Annotated in this window: 23 protein-coding genes, 2 tRNA genes and 2 pseudogenes; 18 read left to right on the top strand and 9 right to left on the bottom strand. The window is 68.5% G+C overall.

Going from position 1 to position 26,031, the window contains the following annotated elements:
- The 3 genes and pseudogenes from E1266_RS19630 to E1266_RS19635 form a co-directional block, all read right to left on the bottom strand.
- Positions 1–293, bottom strand: a pseudogene (locus E1266_RS19630) (TrmH family RNA methyltransferase); the annotation flags it as partial.
- 332 nt (positions 294–625) lie between these two features.
- Positions 626–751, bottom strand: a complete 126-nt coding sequence (locus E1266_RS39900) for a hypothetical protein (protein ID WP_279436335.1) — start codon at positions 749–751, stop codon at positions 626–628.
- An 85-nt stretch (positions 752–836) separates the two neighbouring features.
- Positions 837–2,058 (bottom strand): annotated as a pseudogene (locus E1266_RS19635) (IS256 family transposase).
- Here E1266_RS19635 and E1266_RS39470 point away from each other — a divergent pair.
- The 4 genes from E1266_RS39470 (at position 1,951) to E1266_RS19650 (ending at position 5,247) form a co-directional block, all read left to right on the top strand.
- Positions 1,951–2,280, top strand: a complete 330-nt coding sequence (locus E1266_RS39470) for a hypothetical protein (RefSeq protein WP_243718615.1) — start codon at positions 1,951–1,953, stop codon at positions 2,278–2,280. The pseudogene E1266_RS19635 and the gene E1266_RS39470 overlap by 108 nt on opposite strands.
- 259 nt (positions 2,281–2,539) lie before the next feature.
- Positions 2,540–3,289, top strand: a complete 750-nt coding sequence (locus E1266_RS19640) for a haloacid dehalogenase-like hydrolase (protein WP_132049011.1) — start codon at positions 2,540–2,542, stop codon at positions 3,287–3,289.
- 26 nt (positions 3,290–3,315) lie between these two features.
- Positions 3,316–4,062, top strand: coding sequence for a hypothetical protein (locus E1266_RS19645; RefSeq protein WP_165966137.1), 747 nt, complete (start codon positions 3,316–3,318; stop codon positions 4,060–4,062).
- A 24-nt stretch (positions 4,063–4,086) separates the two neighbouring features.
- Positions 4,087–5,247, top strand: a complete 1,161-nt coding sequence (locus tag E1266_RS19650; RefSeq protein ID WP_132049014.1) for an SDR family oxidoreductase — start codon at positions 4,087–4,089, stop codon at positions 5,245–5,247.
- Positions 5,248–5,679: 432 nt separating this feature from the next.
- On the opposite strand, the gene E1266_RS19655 is transcribed toward E1266_RS19650, so the two are convergent.
- Positions 5,680–6,570 (bottom strand): RNA methyltransferase, encoded by an 891-nt coding sequence (locus E1266_RS19655; RefSeq protein ID WP_132049016.1) that lies wholly within the window; start codon positions 6,568–6,570, stop codon positions 5,680–5,682.
- Positions 6,571–6,833: 263 nt separating this feature from the next.
- On the opposite strand from E1266_RS19655, the gene E1266_RS19660 reads away from it, so the two are divergent.
- The 3 genes from E1266_RS19660 to E1266_RS19670 all read left to right on the top strand — a co-directional run bounded on the left by E1266_RS19660 (position 6,834) and on the right by E1266_RS19670 (position 12,682).
- Positions 6,834–9,116: a substrate-binding domain-containing protein gene (locus E1266_RS19660; RefSeq protein ID WP_132049018.1), complete on the top strand. Its 2,283-nt coding sequence runs from the start codon at positions 6,834–6,836 to the stop codon at positions 9,114–9,116.
- 377 nt (positions 9,117–9,493) lie between these two features.
- A complete protein-coding gene (locus tag E1266_RS19665; protein ID WP_132049020.1) occupies positions 9,494–10,993 on the top strand; it encodes a sigma-70 family RNA polymerase sigma factor in 1,500 nt (499 codons plus the stop codon).
- 216 nt (positions 10,994–11,209) lie between these two features.
- Positions 11,210–12,682: a sigma-70 family RNA polymerase sigma factor gene (locus tag E1266_RS19670; RefSeq protein WP_132049022.1), complete on the top strand. Its 1,473-nt coding sequence runs from the start codon at positions 11,210–11,212 to the stop codon at positions 12,680–12,682.
- Between the two features lie 60 nt (positions 12,683–12,742).
- Here E1266_RS19670 and E1266_RS19675 read toward each other — a convergent pair whose 3' ends face one another.
- Complete coding sequence (locus E1266_RS19675) at positions 12,743–13,825, bottom strand: phosphotransferase family protein (protein ID WP_132049024.1); 1,083 nt, start codon at positions 13,823–13,825, stop codon at positions 12,743–12,745.
- A gap of 430 nt (positions 13,826–14,255) precedes the next feature.
- On the opposite strand from E1266_RS19675, the gene E1266_RS19680 reads away from it, so the two are divergent.
- Positions 14,256–14,972, top strand: a complete 717-nt coding sequence (locus tag E1266_RS19680; RefSeq protein WP_132049026.1) for a hypothetical protein — start codon at positions 14,256–14,258, stop codon at positions 14,970–14,972.
- A 34-nt stretch (positions 14,973–15,006) separates the two neighbouring features.
- Here the strand turns inward: E1266_RS19680 and E1266_RS19685 are convergent, their stop codons facing one another.
- Positions 15,007–16,380, bottom strand: a complete 1,374-nt coding sequence (locus E1266_RS19685; RefSeq protein ID WP_243718611.1) for a PLP-dependent aminotransferase family protein — start codon at positions 16,378–16,380, stop codon at positions 15,007–15,009.
- Positions 16,381–16,448: 68 nt separating this feature from the next.
- On the opposite strand from E1266_RS19685, the gene E1266_RS19690 reads away from it, so the two are divergent.
- The 3 genes from E1266_RS19690 to E1266_RS19700 all read left to right on the top strand — a co-directional run bounded on the left by E1266_RS19690 (position 16,449) and on the right by E1266_RS19700 (position 17,879).
- Positions 16,449–17,099, top strand: a complete 651-nt coding sequence (locus E1266_RS19690; protein WP_132049028.1) for a pyridoxamine 5'-phosphate oxidase family protein — start codon at positions 16,449–16,451, stop codon at positions 17,097–17,099.
- 53 nt (positions 17,100–17,152) lie between these two features.
- Positions 17,153–17,749, top strand: a complete 597-nt coding sequence (orn, locus tag E1266_RS19695; RefSeq protein WP_132049030.1) for an oligoribonuclease — start codon at positions 17,153–17,155, stop codon at positions 17,747–17,749.
- A gap of 54 nt (positions 17,750–17,803) precedes the next feature.
- Positions 17,804–17,879: transfer RNA gene (locus E1266_RS19700), tRNA-His, on the top strand.
- 115 nt (positions 17,880–17,994) lie between these two features.
- Here E1266_RS19700 and E1266_RS19705 read toward each other — a convergent pair.
- Positions 17,995–18,489, bottom strand: a complete 495-nt coding sequence (locus E1266_RS19705; RefSeq protein ID WP_132049032.1) for a helix-turn-helix domain-containing protein — start codon at positions 18,487–18,489, stop codon at positions 17,995–17,997.
- Between the two features lie 98 nt (positions 18,490–18,587).
- On the opposite strand from E1266_RS19705, the gene E1266_RS19710 reads away from it, so the two are divergent.
- From E1266_RS19710 to E1266_RS19720, 3 genes are all read left to right on the top strand, one after another.
- Positions 18,588–19,118, top strand: coding sequence for a pyridoxamine 5'-phosphate oxidase family protein (locus E1266_RS19710; RefSeq protein WP_132049034.1), 531 nt, complete (start codon positions 18,588–18,590; stop codon positions 19,116–19,118).
- A 278-nt stretch (positions 19,119–19,396) separates the two neighbouring features.
- Complete coding sequence (locus E1266_RS19715) at positions 19,397–19,966, top strand: response regulator transcription factor (protein WP_132049035.1); 570 nt, start codon at positions 19,397–19,399, stop codon at positions 19,964–19,966.
- 84 nt (positions 19,967–20,050) lie between these two features.
- A tRNA-Lys gene (locus tag E1266_RS19720) sits at positions 20,051–20,123 on the top strand.
- A 172-nt stretch (positions 20,124–20,295) separates the two neighbouring features.
- Here the strand turns inward: E1266_RS19720 and E1266_RS19725 are convergent.
- The gene (locus tag E1266_RS19725; RefSeq protein ID WP_132049037.1) at positions 20,296–20,979 is read right to left on the bottom strand and encodes a TetR/AcrR family transcriptional regulator; all 684 of its coding nucleotides are present in this window, start codon (positions 20,977–20,979) and stop codon (positions 20,296–20,298) included.
- Positions 20,980–21,415: 436 nt separating this feature from the next.
- A complete protein-coding gene (locus E1266_RS40025) occupies positions 21,416–21,580 on the bottom strand; it encodes a hypothetical protein (RefSeq protein WP_347876732.1) in 165 nt (54 codons plus the stop codon).
- 125 nt (positions 21,581–21,705) lie between these two features.
- Between E1266_RS40025 and E1266_RS40030 the strand changes: the two genes are divergently transcribed.
- The 4 genes from E1266_RS40030 to E1266_RS19745 are packed head-to-tail and all read left to right on the top strand — an operon-like array spanning position 21,706 to position 25,937.
- Entirely contained in the window at positions 21,706–22,452 is a 747-nt protein-coding gene (locus tag E1266_RS40030) for an ABC transporter substrate-binding protein (RefSeq protein WP_347876733.1), read from the top strand.
- 20 nt (positions 22,453–22,472) lie between these two features.
- Positions 22,473–24,479: an ABC transporter permease gene (locus E1266_RS39480; RefSeq protein ID WP_132049039.1), complete on the top strand. Its 2,007-nt coding sequence runs from the start codon at positions 22,473–22,475 to the stop codon at positions 24,477–24,479.
- Entirely contained in the window at positions 24,469–25,230 is a 762-nt protein-coding gene (locus tag E1266_RS19740; protein WP_132049041.1) for an ABC transporter ATP-binding protein, read from the top strand. The genes E1266_RS39480 and E1266_RS19740 overlap by 11 nt, the downstream gene beginning before the upstream one ends.
- Positions 25,227–25,937, top strand: a complete 711-nt coding sequence (locus tag E1266_RS19745) for an ABC transporter ATP-binding protein (RefSeq protein ID WP_132049043.1) — start codon at positions 25,227–25,229, stop codon at positions 25,935–25,937. The genes E1266_RS19740 and E1266_RS19745 overlap by 4 nt, the downstream gene beginning before the upstream one ends.
- The last annotated feature ends 94 nt before the right edge of the window (positions 25,938–26,031 follow it).

The raw sequence follows: 26,031 nt of genomic DNA on the forward strand, positions 1-26,031 counted from the left end.
ACGCGGTCGCCGGTTGATGCCTTATCTATAGGTGTGGCTGTCTGGTCGGGGGTCAGGGCCAGGAGGGTGAAGCCCGCGGCGCGCAGCTTGCCCAGGTCATCGTGCCAGTTGGTCATGCGGGCGTACGGGATCGCGAACACCGCGCCCATGGACACCTTCACCGCGCGACGGTAGAGCGGATCGGCGCACCTCGGAGACAGGATGATGGCGTCTACGCCCAGGGCTGCCGCACACCTATATATAGAGCCCACGTTCGCGTGGTCGACAAGATCCTCTAGGACCAGGATCCGGCGGGGTGGCTCTGTGTGTTGCACAGGGACGTCGACATTCTTGTGTGCGAATGAGTGGCGCGCAAACTGGAGATGAGTGTTACTCCCAAGGCCGGAAAGTTGAAGGGCTTGGGCGGTTGTTAACGGGGGTTCGTACAGGACGTCGACGGTGAGGGTCGCCCATTGGTCGGTGCGGTCGACCGGCCTTTGGTCCGGTGTTGGGAGATCGCTCGTTTGACGATGCGGGGACAGCTGCGGTCGCGGCGGGCGGGCAGTGGGGTGTTCAGGATCGCCCGGCCGATCTGCCCGACCAGGTCGATGGGGGTGTCGGCAATGACGCCGGCGGCGGGGACGACCTAATCGCGGGCGGCGAGCAGGGCGATGGTGAAGCTGGCCCGGTCGGCCGACAGCCCGCCGCTGACCGTGGCGTCGGCCATCGGCGGCCGCAGTGCCTGGTAGACGGCCAGCAGAGCGTGGAGCACTAACCAACCGAGCCGCTGCGCGGCGATCGGTTCGGGGGTCGTGCTCCGCCAGAGGAGCAATAGTCAATACCTGTGGATCAGGAATCTAGGCTGCTTCGGGTGGAGCTTGATCGTCGGGTCGTTCGAGGAGTTTGCCGCCCTCGAACGTCGCGCCTGCGCGGACGCGGGCGACCAGGTGGGGTGCGTTCACCGCGCGCCAGCGGGCCTGGGCGGACTCGATCAGCTTGAACGCCATGGCCAGCCCGGCGGCCCGTGAGCCCGGTCCCTTGGTGACCTTGGTGCGGTGCCGCACCGTGGCGAAGGTCGACTCGATCGGGTTGGTCGTGCGCAGGTGGATCCAGTGCTCGGCCGGGAAGTCGTAGAAGGCCAGCAGCTCGTCGATGTCGTCGGCCACCTTGGCGACGGCCTTGCCGAACTTGGCGCCGTAGGCCGCCTGGAACTCCCGCACCGCCGCCAGCGCGTGGTCCTTGTCCTCGGCGTTCCAGATCTCCGCCAGAGCCTTCTTGTCCCCCGGATGCGCCGACTTCGGCATCGCCCCCAACACGTTGGCGATCTTGTGAAACCAGCACCTTTGCTCCCTGGCCTGCGGGAACACCTCCCTCAGCGCGCCCCAGAACCCCAGCGCACCGTCCCCGACCGCCAGGACGGGGGCGCGCATGCCGCGGCGGGCGCAGTCGCGCAGCAGGTCGGCCCAGGACTCGGTCGACTCGCGGTACCCCTCGCCCAGGGCGACCAGTTCCTTGCGGCCGTCGGCGCGGACCCCGATCATCACCAGCAGGCACAGCCGTGTGCTCCTCGAGCCGGATGTTGACGTGGATCCAGTCAGCCCACAGGTAGACGTAGTCGGCGCCCGACAGGTCACGCATCGCGAACGCGCGCTGCTCGGCCTTCCACTGCTCGGTGAGCCGCGTGATGACCGAGGCCGACAGGCCCGCGGTCGAGCCGAGGAACTGCCCCAGCGCGGGCACGAAGTCCCCGGTGGACAGGCCGTGCAGGTACAGCAGCGGCAGCACCTCGGTCAGCCTGGGGGTCTTGCGGCACCACGGCGGCAGGATCGCCGAGGAGAACCGCTTGCGCTCGCCGGTGGCCGGGTCGGTCCGCTTGTCGTTGATCCGCGGCGCCTTCACCTCGACCGCTCCGGCCGAGGTGAGGACCTCGCGAGGCTGGTGGTAGCCGTTGCGGACGACCAGGCGGCGTCCGTGCTCGTCGCGCTGGTCGGCGAACTGGGCGATGTAGGCGTCGACCTCGGCCTGCAGCGCCTCGGCCAGCATCCGGCGGGCGCCCTCCCGGACGATCTGGTCGATCAGCGAGGCCGCCGGGCCGGACTCGTCGATCGGATCGCCCTCGGACGGGTCAGGAACTACGGTGAGCATCGGGTGTACCTTCCCAGTCGGCGCTGCAACGCCAGCCTGATCGAGAACCTGCTTAGTGATCCGGGAAGGTACACCCCTTCCCGGTTGATCCACAGGTTTCGATCATTGCTCCCGCCAGCCGCAAGCCCCACAGGTACGGACCCGGTCGGGAGCTAACGGCTGTGCAGGTCGGAGAACATCCACGTAGCGGGCCCGATGCGGATGCCGACTCGGGCGACTGCACAGGGTCTCGACAGCCAGCACCAGACGCACCCAGGTTAACACTGCCGTCCGGATCCGGTCATTTGCTCCAAGTCATACAACAGGGAGGGTTGATCAGGGTAATAAAGTGGTGCTAACGAAGGGACGGTCGGTGCCCTAGCCCCTTAGGAGGTCCACACTTGTAGGCGACCAATAGGGCGAGGTTAGGGTACACATGGTCGAGCGAAATTTGGCACTTCTCGACTGGGATGGTTCACTACGCGCGGGATTCCTCCTGCGAGACTGGGTAACCTTTCTGCGGAGTCGGGGCGTTCTATCGGAACAAGCATGCAAGCCCTTCTTTGAGACGGTCAACGCGTATCTCCGTGGCGCTACACAGTATGGGACGTTTGCACATAATGCTCCAAGGCAGTATGCACATGCTGTACAAGGGATGGAGGCTGGTGAGCTAGACCAACTAGCCTTATCATTTGTTAATCAAGATCTGACGGATGGACCGATCTTTCCTTTTGTCGACATCATCTTGTCTCAGTTGCGGAGATATGACGTAGAGTCCGTCATTGTTTCCGGATCCCCGCAAGAACTTCTTGAAAAATATGCCGATTTTCTAGGGATATCGAATGTTGTTGCTCTAAGACTTGAGATAATAGACGGCATTTATACCGGGAGAGTTAAAGATAATCCAGCTATATTTGAAGGCAAGTATGCGACGGCAACTAGCTTGAGGTCGGAAAGGAATATAGTTCTAGCCATAGGCGATACGAATGCCGATGCGCCGCTGTTTTTCAATTCCTCCGCCCGGATAGTGATTGGAGGAGAGGTCGCCTGGCCTGTGGAAGAGCCTGCATTCTACATAACACCTGGCGACTTCTCATCCGATTGCCGCGATTCCCTTATCAAATTTCTTAGCAGAAACTTGAGACCTGGCGACAAGGGCAGGAGCACGATACTTCCGGACGAGTAGCGCATACACGCATGTGCGAGGGGCCTATGACAATAGACCATGAAGACAAATGGCGTTTCATCAAGGATAATATAGTCACCTTGATAACGGTAGCCACCGGCATTGGGGCTATTCTACTGAGGCAACTTCAAATTATCACTGTCGAAAATCTGGCGGTGGTCGGGCTCGGAATACTAACTCTTTTGGCAACAACAGAGCTGGTTGACAAAACTCGCCGACTCGACCGCATAGAGGCAGAACTAAAGCGAGAATTCGCCCGGATCAACCAGGCGGCTGGGGATATTAGAGTCTATTCATTCGCGAATGCCACTTCTGCATTTGATTTTATGGCCGAAAAAATTAAGAGTGCCGAAGTCAGTATTGAACATGCGGCCCTTGCCCCCTCGGTCCCTAGGTGGTCCGGCGAGCATCGTCGGTACGAAGCCGCTATATCCACGGTATTGAAAGAAAGCCGTATCCGCTACAGGTATTTGGCGGCCCTCCCGGAAGATAATCGACGCCGACGCATCCAGAAATATCTGAGCGATCCTTCTGTAAAGCAATACTTCGTACGTAATTTCACAGCCCAGTCTGGCGACCTTCATTTTCACAACTTTATGATATTTGATAGTGCTTTGGTTGTAGTAAACTACCCTTACACTGAAGGCGATCCCGAAAGATTTCTCGCGATAGAAAACTCAGAGGTCGTTGCATTTTACATATATTTCTATAATCATATATGGGGTAGGGCTAGTAGATTCTCATCACGCACTGCCTCCTCTGGCGGCGTTTAAGTGTAGAAGCGAGTAGGTTCGAAGATGTCGGATCGTAGAGTCTTCATTACATGTGGCGCAGGCTTCGTTGTTAGTCATGTGTTGAAACCGCTCTTGGACTCCGATCCCAGTACTCAACTAACACTGCTTCTCTTGGCGGACAGCCAAGCCGAGGCAGACAATTACCTGAAAAATCTCCTATTCTCGGCAGATATTCCCAGGAGAGATCACCATAGGGTGTGCGCGATTTATGGAGACCTGCGCAAACATCACTTGGGCATAAACGACCTGCACCTAATCAATTCTAATTATTGGCTTAATGGAACGCTGCCGTTCAAATTTGGCCATATTCGCCAACAAAGTGTAGACGCCGCCGATCAGACTATCTCCAATTATCTTGGTCTTCTAAATGCCTACAACGCGACAATCGAAAGAGTTGAACACTATCTCCAACTCAGCTCTATTAGGGTGAGTGGACAGAGTCCAGAAAGACTGCCGGAATCTCTCGTCTACGACCATGAAACCTATGGAAACTTTGACTATTGCAAGCATCGGGTAGAGATTCGGCTAAAAGCATGGCTGGGTTCGCACGCGCCGAGCATTAAATTTTCTCTTGTGCGCATAGGGAGCCTACTGTCACCTCGTGTATCGCGTATAGGTGGCGGCGTACTTCTCCTTACGAAAGAACTGCTCGGATTTGGCCGCTGCGCGGGGGGCCCGCGCTGGCTGGTAGGGGACTCAGATGCTGTACTGAGGATTTCTTCCGCCGAATACGTAGGTAAAGCATTAGCCGACTTGCTTACTTCTCCACCTGGAGAAATTTCACGCATAGTGAATCTATGTGATGGTTCTAACCGTCTAACAGTCCGTGACTACCTGGCCATCATAAGTCGCCTTCGTGCTGAGTGTAACGCCGACATGGAGCCAACTTCGATCTCCCTTGTTTCGACTCGCAGCGACATAAAAGGACGTGAGGCAACGTATTGTGAGTGGCTGGATGATAAGTTCGGCTGGCTGCTCGCCAGGCGTTGCACTATCATGCCGCCTCAGACATCTAATGCAGAGACTTTACTTGGTTCTCCACTAATGATTGGCCACCCAGAGGCGAGTGGGTCGAGCACCCTTTTGGATGAGACCCTTTCAGCAGCGACAAAGAAGCACTTCATTCCGACAGCCCCTAATGTTGGGGCCGCCCCAATATATTAACTTGTTCGCTCAGCCTAGGGTGCTCTCACCGCTGCGCGGCTTATGGTCTTCGGGCCAGAGACCCTATGAGATAGGGCGCCATTCGCTCTAATACATGGGCACTCTCTCATGCTCCGCCTGGCTCCTATACAACAGGCAAGTAATACAACTGGCTCACTCAAATTTCCAGCGATACTTAGGTCAGTTTCCACGGAACAGGTGTTTTGCACCGCGATGACCTCCACAGTTGGGTCACTCACTGGTGAAGAAGTTCTCATCGATCGTCTTGGTCGTGACGATCCAGGCTTCTTGGACACCGTTAATTAGCGTGGCCAGCCAAAGATCATCGAAACGCCCCAGGACAAACTTCCACGTCAGCAGAAGATGCAAAAGAAGGTCGCCGGAACGAATCAATCAAGGTTGTGGAAGTGGCACCTCTCTCCCTGTTCGTCGCTACTGCCTCATGAGGGTGTGGCAGGCGATGGCGGCGGCTGCGGTGACGTTGAGGGAGTCGACGCCGGCGGTCATGGCGTCCGGGCTCATGGGGATGCAGACCGGCTCGTCGGCCTCGTCCAGCCAGTGGGATGAGAGGCCGTCGCCCTCTGAGCCCAGGAGGAGGGCCACGCGGTCGCCGGTTGATGCCTTATCTATAGGTGTGGCTGTCTGGTCGGGGGTCAGGGCCAGGAGGGTGAAGCCCGCGGCGCGCAGCTTGCCCAGGTCATCGTGCCAGTTGGTCATGCGGGCGTACGGGATCGCGAACACCGCGCCCATGGACACCTTCACCGCGCGACGGTAGAGCGGATCGGCGCACCTCGGAGACAGGATGATGGCGTCTACGCCCAGGGCTGCCGCACACCTATATATAGAGCCCACGTTCGCGTGGTCGACAAGATCCTCTAGGACCAGGATCCGGCGGGGTGGCTCTGTATGTTGCACAGGGACGTCGACATTGGTGTGGTCGACGATGTCCTCGCAGATGATGACGCGGCGGGCGGTGGTGAGCAGCGTGTCGATGGACGGGAGGGGGAGGCGTTCGAGGGACGCCAGGGCGCCGCGGTGGACCTGGAAGCCGGTGATCGCCTCCAGCACGTCGTCGTCGGCGAGGTAGACGGGGGCGTCGAGGCCGTCCAGGACGTCGGCGAGGGGTTCGGCCCAGCGGCGGGCCATCAGCAGGGAGCGGACGGGGTGACCCGCGCCGATCGCGCGGCGGATCACCTTCTCGCCCTCGGCGACGAACAGGCCGTGCTCGGCCTCCAGGCTCTTGCGGAGGTTCACGTCCCGCAGCCGGACGTAGTCCGTGAGGCGCGGGTCGGCGGCGTCGGTGACGGGAACCAGGCGGGCCATGCGCCCAGTCTGCCGTTGAAACCGGGATGGGGCGTCCGGATCCGGCCAACCGCGAGCGGGCCCGCGCAGGTTTCGCGGGACCGTCACGGCGTACCGTTCCGCCCCGTACGCAGGGTGTGATGATCGGCGGCAATGCCAGGATCGTTGAGACATACGCTCATGACCTGCGTCATTATCAGTTTTGAGTTCTTTGTAACCTCTAGTTCGTACTACTACAGTGCCGTGGGACATCGGCGGGTTTCTGGTGAATCGAGGGCAGGTCCATGAGCGGACGTCATCGCAATGACATCCCCGATGGGGCGGGGGAGGGCGGATACGACCCGTCCAGGCCCGTCTTCGGCCCCGCCAACGACGGGTCTTCGGACTGGTTCGGCTCCAGGGAGAGCCAGGGGCAGCCGCTGGCCCAGCCGCCGGCCGGTCCGCAGGGCGCGCCGCCCGTCCGGGGCGCCGCACCGGGGGCGTCGGGCGAGACGCCGCAGTGGTTCACGCCGCGCCAGTCGGGTGAGCACCCCGGCTACGGCCGCGGCGGGTACGGCGGTGCTCGGGAGGGCGGCGGCCGCCGCTCCGGGGAGCCGATGTCCGGGAACCCCCAGGGCCCGCCGCCCGGCGCCTCCTCGTCTCCGCTGGCCGGGACCGGGTACAGCGAGTACGACTCCATCCGCAGCTCCGACGGCGGCCCGTCCGGGTACTTCGGCGGGCCGGGCGACTCCGGCGGCTACGGCGGAGGGTCCGGCGGGTCCGGTGGCTCGGGCGGTTCGGGCGGCTCCGGGGGCTACGGCGGCGAGTCCGGCGGCTACGAGTACGGGCGCCGCAAGCGCAAGCGCAACGCGACCGCGCTGATCGGGCCGATGGCCGGCGCCGTGGGCCTGGCGCTGCTGCTGGGCGTCGGCGTGTACGCGTTCGCCGAGAGCGGCGGCTGCACCGGCGACGACGCGCTGAGCCTGTCGGTCGCGGTGGCGCCCGACATCGCGCCGGTCGTGGAGAAGGCCGCCAAGCGCTTCAACGACGGCTCGCACGAGACGGACGGCAAATGCGTCCGGGCCACGGTGAAGAAGGTCGAGCCGTCGTCGGTGTCGACGCTGATCTCCGGGCAGGGCGTGGCGAACGCGGCCAACGAGCGCCCGGACGTGTGGATCCCCGACTCGTCGCTGTGGATCTCGCTGGCGCAGGCCGGCGGCGACGGCAAGAAGAACGACGTCGTGCCCACCAAGACCTCGGTGGCGACGAGCCCGATCGTGGTGGGCCTGCCGCAGACGCTCGCGGAGCAGCTGAAGAAGCAGGGCATCACCGCCAGCCCGTCCTGGGACAACCTCCTCAAGGCCGCCGGCGGCACCGCGGGCGGCGCGGTCACCAAGAACCAGATGATCCCGGCCGGCACGGTGCGGCTGGTCGTCCCCGACCCGATGCGGAACGCGGCGGGCATGGGCTCGCTGATGGTCACCAGCACGCTGCTGGCGAACGACCCCAACCGGGACTCGATCTTCACCGGCATCGTGCGGACCGTCCGGGAGAGCACCGTCCCCTCGGTCGACGCGCAGTTCGAGGCCTTCAACAAGGGCGGCGGCGGCAAGAAGCCGATCTCCCTGTCGTCCGAGCAGGCGCTGTGGAGCTACAACCGGACCAAGCCGCAGGAGCCGGCGGTCGCGCTGTACCCGCTCGAGGGCACGCTGTCGATGGACTATCCGTTCACCGTCACCAGCAAGGACGCCGCCAAGCAGCGGGGCGCCCGCCTGCTGGAGAAGGCGATGAGCACCGAGGCCACCCGCAGCGACGTCCACGAGATGGGCTTCCGCACCCCGGACGGCAAGGCGCCGGAGGGCTTCGACCAGAAGACCGGCGTCAGCCCGGCCCGGCCGCGCCAGCTGCCCGCGCCGAAGAGCGAGGACGTCGCGAAGATCATGCAGGCGTGGTCGAAGCTGTCGCTCGGGCTGCGCATGCTGACGCTGCTCGACGTGTCCGGCTCGATGCTGGAGAAGGTCGCGCCCAATTCGAACGTCAACCGGCTCCAGGCCATCGCCCAGATCTCGCAGGGCGGGCTGAGCATGATGTCGGACGACACCGAGCTCGGCCAGTGGCTGTTCTCGACGAACATGGACGGGGACCTGCCGTACAAGACGACGGTGCCGATCGGCCCGCTCGGCGAGCGGATCGGGTCCAACACCCGGCGCGGCCTCGTCCTGTCGCAGCTCAACACGATGCGGCCGAAGCCGAACGGCGACACCGGGCTGTACCGGACGATGCTCGCCGCGTACAAGATGATGAACGACACCTACAAGCCGGAGTTCGGCAACTCGATCCTGCTGCTGACGGACGGCCGGAACGACGACGACGGCGGCCCCTCGCTCAAGACCACGCTCGACAAGCTCAAGAGCATGCAGGACCCGAACAAGCCGATCCAGGTCAACATGATCGGGTTCGGCCAGGGCGTGGACGTCAACGAGCTGCAGCAGATCGCGGACGCGACCAACGGCACCGTCCAGGTCGCGCAGACCCCCGAGGAGATCAAGAAGATCTTCCTCAAGGCGCTGTCCCGCCGCATCCAGTGACCCGCCGCGTCCAGTGACCGACACCCATGACGCATCCGGATGATCAGCTAAACGTGATCATCCGGATGCGTCAGGTAGTTCTTGATTTTTCCTGGAGTTCCGTGTCAACCAAGGGCCGCACCCGGCCGTCCAACCTGGTGGAGGCCCGACGGGGAGCGGGGCCGTCGGGCCTCCGACCGCCCTCCCTCCCTGGCCCGTGACGGGGAAGCGAGCCGCCTCGGGCGGCCGGCCGATCAGGGGGGTCGCCCGGAGCACCGGGCGAAACGGCACTCCGCCGCCCACCGGCGGCGGACGAGCGCATAAGCTCCCCAACGGATCTTCCAGCCGTCCCCGACGACGCGGACGAGGAAACTGAACACAGCCCGCGGGAGGACCTTGTGTCCGGTTGGCCCAGTTTCGATCGCGCCGACGACGAGCGCCTGGCGCGGACTCTGGCCGCGGGGGACCCGAGCGCGCTCATCCAGGTCATGGACCGCTACGCGGCCCGCCTGTACGACTACTGCCACGCGCTGCTGCGCGACCAGGAGCAGGCGGCGGGCGCGCTCCACGACGCGCTCATCGCCGCCTACGCGCACGTGCCGGTCCTGCGCGAGCCCGACCGCTTCCGCGGCTGGCTGTACGCGCTCGTCCGCAAGGAGTCGATGCGGCGCCTCCGCGACCCGGAGCGGCCCGCCGAGCGGCACGAGGCCCCGGAGGTCGAGGAGGGCTTCCTGGACGGCGCGGAGCTCGCCAAGCGGCTGGAGGCGCGCCAGCTCGTCCACAGCGGCCTGGCGGCCCTGCGCGGGCGCGAGCGCGAGGCGCTGGACCTCATGCTGCGGCACGGCCTGGACGCCGGGGAGGTCGGCGGCGTCCTCGGCATGGACGCGCACGAGGCCGCCGACCTGACCGGCCGGGCCCGCGCCCGCCTCGACGCCGCGCTCACCGCCGCGCACATCGTGCGGAACGGCGGCGGCTGCCCGGAGGCGGCGGCGATCGCGGACGAGGGCGGCTGGCCGCTCCCGCCCCCGGCCGTCCGCTCGCTGGCCGGGCACATGGAGTCGTGCCCGGCGTGCGCGCCGCAGCGCGACCGGCCGCTGTCCGCGGCGCGGCTGCTGCAGGTGATGCCCGTCGCGACGATGCCGACCGACCTGCGCGGCCACGTCATGGCCACCGCCACCGATCCGTCGCTGGCCGGCGACCTGGACCACATCGCCTACCATGCCGGGCCGTTCGACACCTGGGGCTGGCCGATCGACGAGGACGAGAAGCCGGCGCAAGCCGGTCCCCGCCGGGGCGCCCCGCGCGCGCTCTGGCCCGTGCTCGCCGCCGTCGCCGCCGTTGTGCTGATCGTGGCGGGGGCGTTCTTCATCATGCCGGGCTCGCCCACCGGCGGGACGGAGGCCCAGGACTCCCCCGGCCCCGCCACGTCGGCGCCAGACTCGGCCGCGCCGAGCGAGTCCGAGGAGCCCACGGAGTCCCCGACGCCCACGGAGAGCAGCACTCCGACGCCGACCCCGTCCACGACGACGCCGACCCCGACGCCGACCCGGACGCGGTCGGCCCGGCCGTCCAGCCCGCGGCCGAGCACGACCCGCCCGCGGGCGGGGACGCTGCTGGTCGGCGGCTGCACGATCAGCGGCGCCGGCCCCGGCGCATGCGCCCTCCCGGTGCGCGCCGTGGGCGGCACGGTGACCTGGGCCGTGACGGGCGCCTCCGCCGGGCTCAGCGCCAGCGGCGGCGGTACGCTCGCCAACGGCCGGACGGCCGTGGTCATGGTCAGCGGGAACTGCGTCCCCCCGGGCGGCAGCGGCACGGTCAGCTTCTCGACCGGGCAGAGCGGGTCGGTCACGCTCGCGTGCGCCGAGCCGGAGGGAAGTCCGGGCGGCCCAGGCCGCTGATCGTAAAACGTGATCTATATCACATTTTGTAGGCCCGAAAGCTGGTCGACTAGGCCAAACGGCCACAATGTGTACCGATTCCGTCACGGAATTCATCGCGTCCGGGAGAAATCTCAGCGACTTGGTGGCAAGATCAGGCAACCAGAGCGGGCCGGCAGGCGTCGGCGCTCCCCGGGGGTTTGACCGACGACACCGAATTCGACTGGGAGGGTTCCCGTGGCCGGTGAGCCAGGGCCCGGGCAGAACGACGACGTCAGGCTGGCGAACGCGCTGCGGGCCGGGGACGTCATCGCGCTGACCGAGGTCTACGACACCTACGCGCCGTTCCTCTACGACTACTGCCACGGGCTGCTCCGCGACCGCGTGGAGGCGGCCGGGGCACTGCGCAACGCCTTCATCGCGGCCCGCGAGCACATCGACCGGCTCACCGAGCCGGAGCGGCTGCGCGGCTGGATGTACGCGATCGCCCGCAAGGAGGCGATGCGGCGCCGCGACAGCCCCAACCGGCACACCGGGCAGGAGGCGCCCGAGGCCGACGACGAGCTGACCCAGGAGCAGCTCGTCCGGCGCGAGGAGCGTCGGCTCCTCGCGCACAGCGCGCTGGCCGCGCTCAACGGGCGGCAGCGCGAGGCGATCGACCTGCTGGTCCGGCACGAGCTGGACGAGGTCGACCTGTGCGGCATCCTCGGGATCCCGCTGGAGGAGACGCTCGCGCTCGTCGAGCGGACCCGCGAGGACCTCGCCGCCTCGCTGCACGCGGCCCTCATCGCGCAGAACCACTGGGAGGACTGCCCCGGCGTGGGGGCACTGACCGAGTCGTGGCCGCTGCCCCCGCAGGCCGCGGCGGCGCTCGTGCGCCACGTGGCGAACTGCCCGGCCTGCGCGGAGCGGCAGACGCCGCCGCTGCCGCCCGACCGGCTGCTGTCGGTGCTGCCGATCGCGGCGATCCCCGCGGACCTGCGGCTCGACGTGCTGACCGCCGCGACCGCCGAGGACCGCGCGGGCAACCGCCGCGCCATCGCCGCTTGGACCGAGCCATTCGACGAGTACGGCTGGCCGCTCCCCTACCAGCCGACGCCGACGCGCGTCCGCGAGCGCCCGCCCCGGCGGCGCGGCCCCCTCGTCGCCGCCCTGGCCGTGGCGGTGGGAGTGGTGGTGCTGACGGCGGGAGCGGTGTCGGCGTTCGGCGGCGACGGGACGAGCACGTCCGCGGGAGGACCGGCGCCCGCCGACAGCGGCGAGCCGGTGGCCTCCGGGCAGCCCGAGCCGACGCCGACCGACCCGTCCCCCACGGTCACGTCGCCGTCCCCGACCCGGACGAAGTCGCCGTCGAAGACGCCCTCGCCGACCGCCACGCCGACCCGGACGGCGACGACCCGGCCGCCGCTGCGGCCGCCGCCGTCGGACACCGGCGAGCCCGAGCCCCCGAGGCGCGGCGAGCTGTCGGTGGCGGGCTGCAGCATGGGCAGCCGCGAGTCGTGCTCGATCCGCATCACCGCCGTGGACGGCGCGGTGACCTGGCGGGTGACCGGCACGTCCGGTGAGCTGAGCGCGGGCGGGGCCGGGCGCCTGTCGGCCGGCGCGTCCGCGAGCGTGACCGTGCGCCGCACGAACGTCTTCTGCTTCGGCGGCAGGACCGGGTCGGTCTCCTTCTCGCCGGGCGGCTCCGCCCGCGTCTCGTACTGCTGAGGCGCCCCCTTCCGGGGGCGCCCCGCTCAACTCGTCGCGGTCGGATGGTGCCGGTGTCCGTCAGATGGTTCCGGTGTCCAGGGTGCGGTGCGCCCGGTTCAGCAGGACGGGGACGCCGGCGCCGATCTGGTCGAACCCCTCGCCGACGGTCGCCTTCTGCAGGAAGCGCGCGTGGATGCCCTCAAGGATCACCGCGAGCTTGAAGCAGGCGAACGCGACGTAGAAGTCGAGGTCGGCGAGGTCGTAGCCGGTCAGCGCCGCGTACCGCCCGATGAACTCGCTCCGGGTGTAGAAGCCCGGCGCCGAGGTGATCGTGGCGCCGACGGGCAGCTTGTCCGCGTCGGCGGCCTCGGCCCAGTAGACGAGCGTCAGCCCGAGGTCGGACAGCGGGTCGCCGAGGGTCGACATCTCCCAGTCGACCACGGCGGCGATCTCCGGCTCGGGCTCCAGCCTCGCGAGCGCGTTGTCGAGCCGGAAGTCGCCGTGGACGAGGCGCGCCGGAGCGTCGGCCGGCAGCCGGTCGGCGAGCCTGGCCACGAGCCGGTCGTACTCGGGCAGGTCCCGGGTGGTGCCGGTGGCGCGGATGGCCTCCTGGGAGCCGTCCCACTGCTTGCCCCAGCGCTTGAGCTGCCGCGCCATGTAGCCGCTCGGCCGGCCGAAGTCCGCCAGGCCGACGGCCTGCACGTCGACGGTGTGGATGGCGGCGAGCGCCTCCGCCAGCGCCTCGCTGAGGCCCCGCGCCTGCTCGGGCGTCATGCCGTCGGCGTCCTCGCGGTTCCGCAGGACGCGTCCCTCGACGTAGTCCATGAGGTAGAAGCGCGCGCCGATGACGTCCTCGTCGTCGCAGAACGCCAGCGTCCGCGGCACCGGGACCGCCGTGCCGTCGCCGAGCGCGGTCAGCACGCGGTACTCGCGTCCCATGTCGTGGGCCGTCGGCAGGACGTGCCCGAGCGGCGGCCTGCGCAGCACGATGCGGCGGCCGCCGTCCAGGGTGATCCCGTAGGTGAGGTTCGAGCGGCCGCCGGCGATCAGGTCGATCGCGCCGATGCGTCCCGTACCGGGCAGCTCGCGGGCGAGCCAGTCCGCCAGGCGGGGGACGTCGATGCCGGGGACCCCGGAGGGAAGCTCTGCGTCAACGGTCATGACGCCCTATTAGAACGCGACTCGGTCCACGCTGTGAACCCCACCCGGGTACCTGCCGTCCGCGCGGTGAAACACTCCGGCCACTTCCGGCCGATTTACAGGGAGGCTTCACCGGGCGTCCAGCATGCCGCTGACCTGCGATGACGCCATGGCATCCGGCGGAGAACGGCGGATTGGCCGAGACTCCCGGAGGAGAACCAGAACGCCAGGTGCAAGCCGAGGAGCCCCGGGGTACGGGTCTGCGACGACAGCCGAGCAGTGTGCACCTACCTCGCCCGGAGGTCAAAGCCGTCATTCCCGGCCCATGACGGCAGGCTGGACTTTTCACGTCTTGCTGGGCTAAGAGAGTAGGACTAGACCATTCGGGACTAGACCGCCCGATTGGGGGGGACACACCGTGGCAGACGCATGGCTGCCGGGAGCCGGCCGCATGCCGGCGCGACAGGACGGCGGAGCTCTGCGAGGAGGTGCTCCCCGGGTCGTCTGGTGCGTCGGCGAGCACGATCCGCGCACCGTCTCCGCCCGCTCGGCGGCCGCCGACCTCCTGAAGGACGACCGGCCGCCGCACCTGGTCTGGCATCCCGGCACCGGCGACATCGTCCAGCTCCTGCCCGTCACCCGCGCCGCCCGGCTGCTCGGCGGGCGCGTCGGCCGGGAGGGCCGCGTCTGCGTGCAGATCATGGTCGTCGGCCAGTCCCGGGCGCCGTTCACCGGGACGCTGCTCACCGGCGTCGACGCGATCGTCCAGTGGCTGGACACGTGGGGCGTCCCGCGCCGCTGGCCCGCCGGGCCGCCGCTGCCGTCGCCGCAGTCGTACCACGCGCGGCGCAGCCGCAAGGACTGGGCGCGCGGCGGGCACTACGGGGCGTCCCAGGTGCCGCTCGTCGACCGCCCGGACCCCGGCGCCATCGACATCCGCCGCATCACCGGGCCGGACACCCCGGTCGCCCCCATCCCGAAGCCGCGCGCGCCCCTCTCCGACGGCGCGACCCCGCCGCGCCTTCTCCCGCGGCCGCCGCGCCCGCAGGAGCCGGTCCGCCCGCAGGAGCCGGTCCGCCCGCCGCAGACCGATCCGCCGCCGGGGCGTCCGCTGCACCCGGCCCCGGAACCCGTTCCGGTCGGGCCGTCCTCCGCGATGTCCAACTGACCCTCCTTTCCCCCGGTCGCCCCCCATCTCCGGCTCAGCCCGCCCGCGCGAGCCGGCGGACGATCTCGCAGCCCTTCCGGAGCTCCGCGCGGCTCGCGGCCGAGCCGTACCCGATCACCAGGCCGGACGCCCGCGGCGCGCCCGCGTGATGGCGGTCGAGCGTCTCCACCAGCACGCCCCGCTCCCGCGCCTCCCGGACGATCCGTCCCGCCACCTCCGCCGGGACGTCCGCCACGAGGTGCAGCCCGGCCGTGTCACCGCGCAGCGGCAGCCCGTCCAGCGCCTGGACGACCACATCGCGGCGCCGCGCGTACTCCGCGCGCATCCGGCGGACGTGCCGGTCGACGTCCCCGCGTTCCAGGAGCAGCCGCAGCGCGTCCTGCGGCACGACCGCCGTCCGGTCGTTCAGCTCCCTGCGGCACCGCGCGATCCGCCCCACCAGGTCGGGACGGGCCACGAGCCAGCCGACGGCCAGGTCCGCGGTGAGGATCTTGGCGGTCGTGCCGAGGTAGACCACGACGTCCGGGTCCAGGCCGTAGAGGGCGGGCAGCGGCGCGACGTCGTAGCGGAACTCGCCGTCGTAGTCGTCCTCGGCGACGAGCGCCCCGTTGCGCCGCGCCCACGCCAGCAGGGCCTGGCGGCGCGGCACCGGCAGGACGCCGCCCATCGGGAACTGGTGCGAGGGCGTCGTGTAGACGAGGCGCAGGCCGTCGGGCAGGCCGTCGACGACGAGGCCGTGCTCGTCGACCGGGCAGGGCACCAGCTCGGCGCCGCGCCCGGCCAGCACCGCCCGCGCCCGCCGGTACCCGGGCTCCTCCACCCCGACCCGGTCCCCCGGACGCAGGACGGTCGCCGCCAGCAGATCGAGCCCGTTCGTCGCGCCCCGCGTGACGAGGAGCCCGTCCGCGTGGCACACCACCCCGCGGCTGCGGCGAATGTAGTCGGCCAGTGCGACACGGAGCCCGGGCAGACCGTGCGGGTCCTGGCGCTGCTCGGGCGGCATCCCTGACGCGATGCGCCACGCGCGCCGCCAAGCGGGAGTGTCGAGTGCCCCGACCCAGGCGGCACCTGGCCTCAGGTCGATCTCGCCTGGGCCCGCCGTCCTGAACACCGTCTCGATCGTGACCGGCCCTGGGTCGGGTGCGGACGGGGCGGCGACGCCCTCGGTGACGTACGTCCCCGACCCGTGGCGGCCTTCCAGCCAGCCCTCCGCGTACAACTGCTCGTACGCCTCGGTCACGACCGTGCGGCTCACCCCGAGGACCCCGGCCAGCGCCCGGCTCGCGGGCAGCCGCTCACCGGCCGCCAGCCGCCCCTCCCCCATCGCGGCGCGCAACTGGGCGACGAGCTGGGCGCTCAGCGGCCGACCGGCGTCCCGGTCGACGGTGAGGGGCAGGTCTACCGACAAAGTGGTCTCCCGATATCCGCACCAAGTGGCCCTACCGGCCAGGCCACTCTGTTCCTAGCGTAACGTCCATGACCGCACTCTCCAGGACCGGCCGGACCCGGCTGGGCAGAAACCCCGACCGCGGCCGCAGCGACCGCTCCGTCCTCTACGAGATCCTCGACGCCGGCCTGATCTGCCACCTCGGCCTGATCGTCGACGGCTCGCCCCGCGTCCTCCCCACCGGCTACGGGCGCCTCGGCGACACCCTCTACGTCCACGGCTCAACGGGGGCGAGCAGCCTCATGGCGGGGCCGTCCCAGGACGTCTGCGTGACCGTCACCCACCTCGACGGGATCGTCATCGCCCGGTCCCTGTTCCACCACTCCGTCAACTACCGCAGCGCCGTCATCTTCGGGACGCCCCAGAGCCTCACCGACCCGGACGAGAAGCTCGCGGGCATCCGCGCCATCACCGAGCAACTGGCCCCGGGCCAATGGGACGTGGCGCGCCTGCCCACCCGCAAGGAGCTCGCGGCCACCTCGGTCCTGGCGATCCCGCTGGAGGAGGCGTCCGTCAAGATCCGCCAGGGTCCCCCGAGCGACGACGACGAGGACTACGCGCTCGACCTATGGGCGGGCGTCCTCCCCGTCCACCAGACTTTCGGCGCCCCGTCCCCCGACCCCGCCCTGCGTCCCGGCATTGCCGTTCCTGGCCACATCTCCCACCGTGTGACCTCCTAATTCGATATGTCTCAGTGCCCCGCCCAGTCGTCCATGGCCGTAGGGTGAAGCACATGAACGAGCGGCTGGTCTGGATTGACTGCGAGATGACTGGACTCGACCTGCGCAACGACGCGCTCATCGAGATAGCCGCACTGGTCACCGATAGCGAGCTCAACATCCTCGACGAGGGCGTCGACGTCGTCATCAAGCCCCCGCAGGAGTCCATCGCGCAGATGTCGCAGGTCGTCCGCGACATGCACACGACGTCCGGCCTCCTGGAGGCCCTCCCCGGCGGCGTCACCCTCGCCGAGGCCGAGGACACCGTCCTCAAATACATCAAGGGCCACGTCAAGGAAGCCAAGAAAGCCCCCCTCTGCGGCAACTCCATCGCCACGGACCGCTCGTTCCTCGCCCGCGACATGCCGACCCTCGACGGCCACCTGCACTACCGGATGGTGGACGTCTCGTCCATCAAGGAACTGGCCCGCCGCTGGTATCCGCGCGTCTACTTCGCCAGCCCCGAGAAAAAGGGCGGCCACCGGGCCCTCGCCGACATCACCGAGAGCATCCAGGAACTGCGCTACTACCGCGCCGCAGTCTTCGTCCCCCAGCCCGGCCCGGACTCCGAGACGGCCCGCGCCGTCGCCGCCAAGGTCGCCTCAGGCTGACCCACGCGTCCGGAGCCGCTACACTACTGGGAGCCGGGCGCGTTCCCGGCCACGGTGGGTGTAGCTCAGCTGGCAGAGCACTTGGTTGTGGTCCAAGATGTCGGGGGTTCAAGTCCCCTCACTCACCCCAGGCTAGAAACAAGGAAAGCCCTGGTCATCGCGGAGATGACCAGGGCTTCTCTGCGTCCTGCGTCAGGTTCCCGCCTTCGGATGTCCGATTCTGGGAGCAGTCCGGGAGTGATCTTCTAATTCCGCGGGCTTGAGCGCGGTGCCTCCGTTAGTTGGAGTGTCGGACGCTCGCCGCGGGCGCGGTGGCGTGCCCGCGGACCGAGGTGGGCCTTCCTGAGGTCGTCCATGAAAGCCTCCTGCAGCGATCGCCCGCCCTGGTCGAGCGTCTCGGCGTAACTACTGAGCCGATCGTCGGCACCCAGTTCGCGATGCCCCCAGACGCCGAGCTGGACGAGCACGGGAACCAGGGCGATGGAGCGCTCGGTGAGGCTGTAGATCACCTTCTGCTTGTGGGCGGGGTCCTCGTCTCGGCTGAGCAACCCGGCGTCGGTGAGGCTGCGAAGGCGTTCGGCGAGGACCTTCGTCGAGATGCCCTCGTCCGAGGCGAGCAGCTCTCGGTAGTGCCGCTTGCCGGCGAACATGATGTCGCGGAGGACCAGCAGTGACCAGCGGTCCCCGAGCACCTCGACCGCCAGGTTGACCGGACATTCGGAGCGGTTCACGGCTGCCATTCATGCTTCCCTTGACACACTGGTTGCTTTTTGAAAGCACTCTACCGTAGGCTCATCTGCTGTTGAAAGGTAAGCGGTCGTTGGACGGGGGAGGCGGCATGGCGCAGCGAGCACCGGTGGCAGAGGCGCTCACACCTACCGGTAAGGGCACCGACGTGACACCCGGGGCCGATGTCCTGGACTGGTCCGAGGTGGAGCGCCGCTTCACCCAGGACGGCTGGCGCTGGCTGGCGACGGTCCGGCCGGACGGGGCACCGCACGTCATGCCTGTTTTCGGCGTGTGGTCGGAGTCGGTCCTGTTCATCGCGTCCAAGGCCACCGCGCGCAAGAGCCGCAACCTTGACGCGGATGGGCGGTGCGTCCTGTCCACCGACGTCGAAGGCGCGCATCTGATCGTCGAGGGCGAGGCGAGCCAGGTCCTGGATGAGGAGACGCTCAGGCGCGCCTCCGGCGCGTTCGAGCGGGTCTACGGGTGGCCGACCACGATCGCCGACGCCGAACTCGACGCCGACTACGGCGCGCCGACCTCTGGCGGCCCCCCATACCGCGTCTATCAGATCCGGCCGAGCAAGGTGTTCGCCCTGCCGTCGGCGGCGGACTTCATGCCAACCCGCTGGCGCTTCACCTGACGGGCATCTCACGCTGCCCTTGCGGCCGGACTCGGTGAAGCGCAGGACGAAGCATTCTCGGTGTCTCCTCCGACCCGGTCGCACAGGTCACGGCGGCGCGGCACGATTTGCGCGGCCCCTGTTGCAGTCCGAGACGTCGGGGTTCAAGTCCCCTCACTCACCCTTTGAGCGAGGCCCCGGTCCGACGACCGGGGCCTTTCGCCGTCTCCATCGACTCTGGAAGATCGGGCCGTTATGCTCCGACCCTATAAATGTCAACGACAGGTCAAGGGCAACGGATGAGCGTCGACGAGACGGCCCCCCTGCGCGTCCTCGTGGTGGACGGCGACCCCCGGATCCGAGCGGACACGATCACCCTCCTCGACGCCAGCGACGAACTCCGCGTCGTCGCCGACGCCCCGGACTCCGCGGCGGCCCTCCCGCTGGCCGAACGCCTGCGGCCCGACATCGTCCTCCTCGACGCCGCGTCTGCCGAGCACACCAAGCCCCTCAGCAGGACATCCCGCGTCTTCGTCCTCGCCGGGCCCGATGACCCCGCCGTCCAGGACGCCCTCCACGCCGGCGCCTGCGGCCACCTCGTCCCCGGCTCCTTTACCGCCCCCGACCTCATCCGCGGCGTCCGCCAGGCGTCCCGCACCACCCTCGGACTGTCCGCCCGCGAGTCGGAGGTCATGGATCTCATCGCCACCGGCCGCTCCAACGGCGAGATCGCCCGGCAGCTCTTCCTCAGCGAGAAGACCGTCAAGAACCACGTCAACCGCATCTACGCCAAGCTCGGCGTCAGCTCCCGGGCCACCGCCATCGCCCTCTGGCGCGGCATGGTGAGCGTCCTTCCCGCCCGCGACTAAACGATTCGCACAGGTCCATCGCTCCTGATACTGTTCTTCCTGTCGCAAGGGCCCCCGGCCGAGGGCCGGACCCCCCATCGACAGGCGCCGTTAGCTCAATTGGCAGAGCAGCGGACTCTTAATCCGCGGGTTCGGGGTTCAAGTCCCTGACGGCGCACCCGCACAGACCAGAGCATTCGCGGCGAGATCGTGAATGCTCATCAGTCTTTCTGGGCCCCTTCTGCTCACCCGTGTTCGCTCGCCGGTCGCCCGCGTCGGCGGTCCGGCCCGCGCCAGGGCTCATGTGCCTCGTGGACGACCGCCTCCGGACCCGGTGAAGCACCTCAGGGCTATTCGGTGACGGGCCGCGGTGCGGTGCCGGGGTGGGGCTCGGCGGTGCTCGTCAGGCCCAGCGACCGGATCCAGATCTTGTTGAGTGTGTCGATCAGGACCTCGGCGTCGTATTCGACGCCCTCGTACGACCATGCCATGACCATGCGCTCGACCATCAGCGTCAGGGCATGCGCGGTGTGGCGCGGGTCCATGTCGCCGTACGCCAGGCCGGCCTTCTGCCAGTCGGCGATGGCGCGCGTGACCCTGCTCTGGAAGTGATCGGCGACCTCCTCCCACTGGGCCTTCAGCCGCTCGTCCTCGCCGCGCGCCTGATAGACGGCCTGCAGAACACGGGCGTTGCGCTGGAACGCCTTGACGTAGACCCGGTTCACTTCTCGAATGCGATGGACGGGGTCCTGCTGCGCGCTGATGCGGTCGGCCGCGATCCCGGTCAACTCCGCGGAGATGCCCTTCATCAGCTCGTAGAGCAGGTCGTGCTTGGAGCGGTAGTAGTTGTAAAGCGTCCCCGACCCGACCCGCGCCTCAGTGCTGATGTCGGAGAGCCGGGCGTTGTGGAAGCCGTCCCGTTCGAAGACGACGCGCGCCGCCTCGCGCAGACGCTGCGGCGTGGTCTCGCGGCGCCGGTCGACACGGGTGCGGCCCCCGCTCGCTCCGCCGGTCTCGGCGGCGGGCTCGGGCACGCTGCACCTCGTTTCGATGATCGCTGAGAGTCACGACCTTACCAGCCCCCGTGAACAGGGCCGGGGTCTCATGGCCCCGCCCAAAAACAGAGGTTGACCTCAATCTCAGTTTCTGGATACTTTCAGGCTCCGTGTGACGCGGTTAACACCCCCCTTAGCTGCGGGCCTGCCGGTTTCCCTGGTCCGGCCGCATGCGAACCAGTGAAGCGAGGCCAACGATGAACCTGGGTATGCACAAGGGCACGACTCTGCGCCGAGTCCTGCTGAGCGGTGGAGTGGGCCTGCTGCTCACGGCCGCCGCCGCCTGCGGAGGCTCCGACGAGCCGTCCGACGACCCGACCCTCACGGGCGCGCCGATCAAGGTCGGCCTGTTCAACCCGGACAAGGGGCCGGTGGCGGTCCCCGCGGTCAAGTCCGGGATGGACGCGGGCGTGAGCTACGTCGCCAAGGAACTGAAGGGCGTGCAGGGCAGGCCGATCGTGGTCGAGGCCTGCTCGGTCGACGGCACCCCCGAGTCCACCATCGGCTGCGCCAACAAGTTCGTCCAGGAAGGCGTCGTCGCGGCCTTCGACGGGTTCAACCTCAGCTCGAGCGCCGGCATCGCCATCCTGGAAGCGGCCAAGATCCCGCTGATCGGCCAGATCCCGTTCGACCAGACCACCGGTAGCGCGGCGTCCGGACGCGTCTACCTCGGTCCCCCCCCAGGCCTCGTTCCTCATCGGCGCCCTGCAGGGGTTCAAGGCCGAGGGCAAGAAGTCGGCGACGCTGACGCTGGTGGACACCCCCGCCTCGCACAAGACCATCGACACCCAGCTGAAGCCGCTGGCCGGAGCCCTCGGGATCAAGGCGAACGGCCTGTACTACTCGCCCACGAACCCGAACTTCAGCGCCCTTGCCGCCACGATCGCCTCGACCAAGCCCGACGTCGCCGGCCTGATCGCCTCACCGAACGCCTCGACGTGCACTCAGCTGATCAAGAACCTGAGGTCGGTCGGCTACAAGGGCGACATCTTCGTCGCCGCGTGCATGGGCTTCATCAAGTCGGACCCGGCGAACGCCCCCGGGGCGACGCTGTACTCGTCGGTGTGGCTGCCCGGGACGGAGAAGCACGCGCCCAAGGAGGCGGTCGACAACCTCAAGGCGGCCACCGAGTACATCTCGAAGACCAGCGGTCCCGCCGACTTCTACGCCTACGCCCAGTTCGCCACCGTCGTGGACTTCGCCAAGGCCCTGTCGGCCGGGTCGTCGTCCGGCGAGCTGACCGGAGAGAGCGTGCTGTCCACGCTCAAGGGCCTCAAGGACTTCCCCACCTTCCTCGGAACCAAGATCACGTGCGGCAAGGAGAAGTCGCCGAACTGCACCACCCAGATGCTCCTGTTCTCGGTGCAGAAGGACCTCTCGCTCAAGCCCGTCACCGGCGACTGGATCACCCCCGCTCCGGAGATCATGGCGAGCATCCCCGGCGCCAGCTGAGCACGGTACGCGAACCCTTCATGAACGATCTTCTGCAATTCGCCGTCCTCGGCTTCTCCACCGGAGCCGTCTACGCGGTGCTCGGGGCGTCGCTCGTCAGCATCTACGTCGCCACCGGCGTCATCAACTTCGCACAGGGGTCGGTGGCGCTGTGGGCGGTGTGGCAGGTGGCGGGGCTCCGCACGAGCGGCGTCCTGGTCCTGCCGGTCGGCAGCGTCGAGCTGGGCTCCGGACCGATGGACGTGTGGCCGGCAGTGCTCATCGGCGCGTCCAGCGGGCTGCTGTGGAGCCTGCTGGCCCACCTCCTGGTGTTCCGCCCGCTGCGCCGGGCCCCCGAACTCGGGCAGGTCGTCGCGTCGGTCGGGGTGATGCTGCTCATCCAGGCCCTGATCCCGCTCCGGTTCAACGCCGAGACCCTCGGCGCTGAACCGGGCAGCCTCATCCCGCTCCCGACGCTGACGTCCAAGGTCATCACGTTCGGCGGCGCCTCGATCGCGGTCAGCAACCTGATCCTGGCCGCGGCCGCGATCGCGATCGCGCTCATCCTGGCCGGTTACTTCCGGTTCACCAGGATGGGCGTCGCGACCAGGGCGGGCGCCGAGGACGAGCAGGCGCTGCGGCTGATGGGCTACTCGCCGGACCGGCTCGCCGCGATCATGTGGGCCGCGACGGGCTTCTTCTCCGGGCTGATCGTGATCCTGGCGGCGCCGGCGATCGGCGGCCTGGACCCGACCAGCTACATGCTGTACGTCGTGCCGGCCCTCTCGGTCGCGCTCGTGGGCCGGCTGACGTCGATCGGGGTCGCCTGCGGCGCCGGTCTGGCCCTCGGCTCGGTCCAGCAGATCCTGCTCTTCCTGACGTCCAAGAGCTGGTGGCCGTCGTGGGCGCAGGCCGGCGTCGGCGACGCGATCCCGTTCGTCATCGTCGTGGTGGCGCTGTTCCTGCTGGGCCGCGGCATCCCGGAACGCGGCGCCCGTGACACCGGCGCGCAGGCGCCGGTGCGGGTGCCGCGGATCCGGCCGCTGTGGACCGCCGCGGCGATCGCCGGGACGGCGGTCGCCATCGTCCTCACCACGGGCCAGTGGCGCTTCAGCCTGGTGATGTCGATCATCCTGGCGCTGATCGCGGCGTCGATCGTGCTGCTGACCGGCTACCTGGGCCAGATCTCGCTGACCACGATGGCCTTCGCCGGCGCGGCCGGGTTCGCGCTGTCGAAGCTGACGACGAACATGAGCGTCCCCTTCCCCTTGTCGATGCTGCTGGCGGCCCTGACCGCGACGGCCCTCGGGATCGTGGTCGGCGTCCCGGCCCTGCGCATCCGGGGCGCCCAGCTCGCGGTGGCCACCATCGCGGCGGCACTCGCGATCGAGAGCTTCGTCTTCAACAACCCGGCGATGACGCCCTACACGGGCAACGTGATCGCGGATCCGTCCCTGTTCGGGTTCTCCCTCGGCGTCCGCGAGGGCACCGACCTCATCACCCTGCGGTTCTCGTTCATGGTCCTCGTGATCGTCGCGGTGCTGCTGATCGCCATGGCGCGGCTGCTGTCCGGGGCCACCGGGCGGGCGTTCCTGGCCGTACGGTCCAACGAGCGCGCCGCGGCCGCGGCGGGCGTGAACGTCCCGGCGGTCAAGCTGCTCGGCTTCGCGCTGGCGTCGTTCATGGCCGGAATCGGCGGCTGCCTGATCGGCTACAGCCGCGGCCAGCTCTCGGCCGCCTCGTTCACCGTCCTCGTCGGCCTGGCCGTCCTGGCGACCACCTACGTCGGCGACATCACCCGCATCTCGGGCGCGGTCCTCGCGGGCGTCGCCGGACCGCTGGGGCTGCTGTACCTGGTGTTCACGCAGACGATCGACCTGGGCCACTACTACACGCTCGTCGTGGCGGCCGCGATGCTGCTGCGCGTCGTCGTCTTCGCGCCGCACCGCGACGCCGTCCCCGAATGGCTCCTCGTCCGGCGCGCCCGGCGGGCCCCCGGAAAACCGCCGGCCGCCGCCCACGGAAAGGAGCCCGCCGATGTCCGGTGAACCGAGCCCGCTGCTGCTCACCCGCGACATCTCCGTGCATTACGGAGGCGTCCGGGCCAACGACGAGGTGAGCATCGAGGTCGGCGCCGCGGAGATCGTCGGCCTGATCGGGCCCAACGGCGCGGGGAAGACCACCTTCGTCGACGCCGTCACCGGCTTCGCGCCCCACACCGGCACGATCGAGCTCGACGGCGTCCGGCTCGACTCGGTGCCCGCGCACCGGCGCCGCCGCCTGGGCCTCGCCCGGACGTGGCAGTCGGGCGAGCTGTTCACCGACCTCACCGTGGCGGAGAACCTCGCCGTCTCGGTCGATCCACCCGGGTTGCGGGGCCTGGTCGCCGACCTCGGCAAACGCCGGAAGCGGGCCGGCGAGGACATCCAGGAGGCCCTGAGCCTGGTGGGCCTGGAGGCGATGGCCGGACGCCGCCCCGACGAACTCTCCCTGGGCCGGCAGAAGCTCGCCGGCGTGGCGCGGGCCCTGGTCGGCTCCACCCGCGTGCTGCTGCTCGACGAGCCCGCCGCGGGACTGGACACCGAGGAGAGCGCCGAGTTCGGGCGGGAACTGCGCCGGATCGCGGCCTCCGGTCCGGGCGTCCTGCTGATCGACCACGACATGACGCTGGTCCTCGACGTCTGCGACCGCGTCTACGTCATGGACTTCGGGAAGATCATCGCCTCCGGCGCGCCGAGCGACGTCAGCAGCGACGCCCAGGTGATCGCCGCCTACCTGGGAAGCCCGGTGACCCCGTGACCGAGACGACCGACGCACTGGAGATCCGCGGCCTCAGCGCCGGCTACCGCGGCGTCCCCGCCATCCGCGACATCGACCTGCGCGTCGCGGCCGGATCGATCCTGGCGCTGCTCGGCCCCAACGGCGCGGGGAAGTCCACCACGCTGCGCGCGGCCGCCGGTCTGCTGCCGGCGCTCGGCGGGACGGTGACCGCCGCCGGCTCGCCCGTCACCGGGAGCGTCGAGCGCGCCACCCGGGCAGGGCTGTGCCTGATCCCGGACAACCGGGGAGTCTTCCACCGCCTGACCGTCGCCGAGAATCTCCGGCTGGCCAAGGCACGGGGCGGCTTCGGTCCGGCACTCGACCGGTTCCCGCAACTGCGGCCGCTGCTGAACCGGCGCTGCGGCCTGCTCTCCGGAGGGGAGCAGCAGCTCCTCGCGATCGCGAAGACCCTGCTGCTCCGGCCGAGGGTCCTGCTCATCGACGAGATGAGCATGGGGCTGTCTCCGGTCGCGATCAAGCAGATCCTGCCGGAGCTGCGCCGGCTCACCGACGAGGAGGGCACGGCGATCGTGCTCGTCGAGCAGCACATCGACCAGGCGCTCAGCGTCGCCGACGAGGCGGTCGTGCTCCACCACGGCCGGGTGGTGCTGACCGGCCCCGCGGCCGAGCTCCGAGAGGACCGGGACCAGGTCCAGCGAGCCTACTTCGGCGACAAGGAACACTGACCAGACCTCCGAGCCCCGACAGCGGGCAGGGCTCGCGCGTCGGCCGGGGTCTTACCGGTGTCTTACGGGACGCTGTTCTTGCTGGCTCGGGGGC

This window comes from Actinomadura sp. 7K534, assembly GCF_004348575.1.
Classification (GTDB): Bacteria; Actinomycetota; Actinomycetes; order Streptosporangiales; family Streptosporangiaceae; genus Spirillospora; species Spirillospora livida.